This is a genomic window from Paenibacillus sp. 1-18 (assembly GCF_000520755.1).
Taxonomy (GTDB): domain Bacteria; phylum Bacillota; class Bacilli; order Paenibacillales; family Paenibacillaceae; genus Paenibacillus; species Paenibacillus brasilensis.
The window spans coordinates 1-3,252 of the sequence record NZ_ASSB01000235.1 but is presented as its reverse complement, the minus strand read 5'-3'; the positions used below and the strand labels follow the sequence as shown (position 1 = coordinate 3,252).

Annotated in this window: 1 protein-coding gene; it reads left to right on the top strand. The window is 50.7% G+C overall.

The genetic code is table 11. The features are described 5' to 3' along the window. On the top strand, positions 1-3,252 hold a 3,252-nt coding region (locus tag L693_RS0114560; protein WP_025717883.1), incomplete at both ends, for a condensation domain-containing protein.

Here is a 3,252-nt window from a genome sequence, read left to right as displayed (position 1 = left end):
GTGGATCGCCGGGCGTTGCCGCAGCCAGAGGGAAGTGTGGACTCCGGCGAGGATTATGTAGCAGCTCGAACCGAAGTGGAGCGGACATTGGTATCGGTATGGCAATCTGTGCTGGGCATCGAGCAAATTGGTGTACTGGATAACTTTTTCCATCTGGGAGGCGACTCGATCAAGGCTATTCAGGTGTCTTCAAGACTGCTGCAAAACGGCTATAAACTGGAAATGAGGGAACTGTTCCAATATCCGACCATCGCTGAGCTGAATGGACGGGTACAGCAGGTGAGCCGCGTCTCAGACCAAGGGGAAGTCACGGGTACGGTAGCGTTGACGCCGATTCAGCATTGGTTTATTGAGCAGCAGCCGGCTAAGCCAGAACACTATAATCAGGCATTGATGCTGCACCGTGAGGATCGTATGGACGAAACGGCGCTTCGTCAGGCACTGCAACGCATTGTTGAGCATCATGACGCTTTGCGTATCGTCTTCCGCCATAATGCAGACGGTGGGTATGTAGCATGGAACCGTGGCGTACAAGAAGGCGAGCTCTACAGCCTCGAAGTGGTCGATTTTACGAACGAGCCTGATTTTGCTCATGAGCTGGAGGAAAAAGCCAGCGAAATTCAAGGCAGCATCTGCCTGGATGAAGGCCCTCTGGTGAAGCTGGGGCTGTTCCGTTGCCCTGATGGAGATCATTTGCTGGTGGCAATCCACCATTTTGTGGTCGATGGTGTGTCTTGGCGTATTTTGCTGGAGGATTTGGCAACCGGATATGAGCAGGCTTTACAGGGCGAGTCTGTCCGTTTGCCGAATAAGACGGATTCCTTCCGCCTGTGGGCTGATCAGCTGTCAGCTTATGCGAACAGCACAGCATTGGAGAATGAACGTGCGTACTGGCAGCAGCTGGAGCAGGCTGGGGCTACTCAAGCAACTTTGCCCAAGGATTACATTCGCAAATCCGAGGCCAAGCCTCAGCTACGCGATGACCGTACGCTCACGGTGGCGTGGACAGTCGAAGAGACAGAGCAATTTTTGAAGCAGGCAAACCGTGCCTATAATACGGAAGCGAACGATCTGCTGCTGACGGCTCTGGGAACCGCCGTTCACGAGTGGGCAGGCATCAGTCAGGTGCTTGTAAACCTGGAGGGTCACGGACGGGAAGCTATTTTGCCAGACGTGGATATTACACGTACGGTCGGTTGGTTTACCAGTCAATTCCCAGTTATGCTGGATATGGGCGAGGATCGGAATGTGGGACGACGTGTCAAGAACGTCAAAGAAGGGCTGCGCCGTTTGCCGCATAAAGGAATTGGATACGGGATCTTGAGATATCTTTCTGCTGCTGTAGGAGGGGAAGCAGCTTTTGTCGCCGAGCCGGAAATCAGCTTTAACTATCTCGGGCAATTTGATCAGGATTTGAAAAATAATGCATTCCGCATGTCTCCTTATTCCATCGGGGCTTCCATTAGTGACACGCTGACCAAACGGTATGCCCTGGATATCAACGGCATGATCAGGGACGGTGCGTTGGAGCTGACAATCAGCTATAGCAGCAAAACGTTCATGGAGAAATCAATCAAAAAGCTGGCCGATCTGCTTCAGGAAAGCTTGCGTCAGGTATTAGCCCATTGCGTAGAAAAAGAGCTGCCGGAGCTGACGCCAAGCGATCTGTCCTTCCAGGGACTAACGGCTGGAGAATTGGAACACATTGTAGAACACACTGCTGCTGCGGGTGAACTGGAAAATATTTATTCACTAACGCCGATGCAAAAGGGAATCCTGTTCCACGGCTTGATGGAGCCGCAATCCGGAGCTTATTTTGAACAGGCGACATTTGATCTGCAAGGCAGCTTTGAGGTGGATGTTTTTGCCGAAAGCTTGAATCAGCTGGTGGATCGACATCAAATTTTCAGAACGAACTTTTATAGCGGGTGGAATGAGCAGCCTTTACAGGTGGTGTACCGCCACAAACTAGCCGGATTCCGTTTTGAAGATGTGCGTTCGATGGAGCAAGGAGAGCTAAACGCGTACATTGCTGATTTTGCTGAACGCGACAAAGCGGAAGGGTTTCATTTCAGCTCAGGCGAGCTGATGAGAGTATCTATATTACGTACGGGCGAAGAATCATACCGTTTTGTATGGAGCTTCCACCATATTTTGATGGACGGCTGGTGCTTGTTCCTGGTTGTCGGGGAAGCTTTCAATACGTATTTTGCATTGCTCGAAGGCCGGAAGCCGGAGCTTGCGCCGATAACGCCATACAGCGAATATATCGAATGGCTGGAACGGCAGGACAACGCAGAGGCTGAACGGTTCTGGAGCGACTATTTTGCTAGCTTTGAGCAGCAGACGGTGTTGCCGCAGGCGAAGCAGCTGGACGGACATGCCAAGGGATATGAGGCGGACAAGCTTTCGTTTACACTGAGCCGTGAAGTGACAGAACAGATGAACAAGCTGGTCAAGCAGCAGCAGGTAACGGTAAATACACTGCTGCAGGCAGCATGGGGCGTTGTGCTGCAACGGTATAACAATAGTCGGGATGTTGTATTTGGTAGTGTCGTATCTGGTAGATCAGCGGATATTCCAGGCATTGATAAAATGATTGGCTTGTTCATTAATACCGTACCTGTGCGGATTCATAGTGATAAAGATGTTACGTTCGCTCAGCTGATGAAGCAGACACAGGAGCAGGCGCTTGCTTCCCGTGCCTATGAAACCTATCCATTGTATGAAATTCAGGCCCTGACAGAGCAGAAGCAGGATCTGGTAAACCATATTATGGTGTTTGAGAACTACCCAGTCGAACAGCGCATGGAGCAAATGGGCAGCCATGACACGAATGGTTTCACCATTGCAAATGCCTCTATGTCAGAGCAAACAAACTATGATTTCAACATTACCGTTGTGCCGGGCGACGAAATCGGTGTTCATTTGGAATACAACGCACTGGTGTTTGAACGCGCAGCCATTGAACAAATCCGCCAGCATTTGCTGCATATTATAGAAGAAGCGGTTAACAGACCGGATGCGCTGGTAGATGAGCTTGAACTGGTGACTGCTGAGGAAAAAGCGAAGATTATTGATGGTTTTGGTTCAGTTGGTGTATCTGCGTGGAGTGATGCGAAGAAAGCGGAATTGTTATTCCACGTCTATGTGGAGGAACAGGCCCAGCTTGTGCCGGATCACGTGGCGGTTGTATATGAGGAGCGTCAGCTTACGTACCGCGAGCTGAACGAGCGTGCGAACCAATTGGCT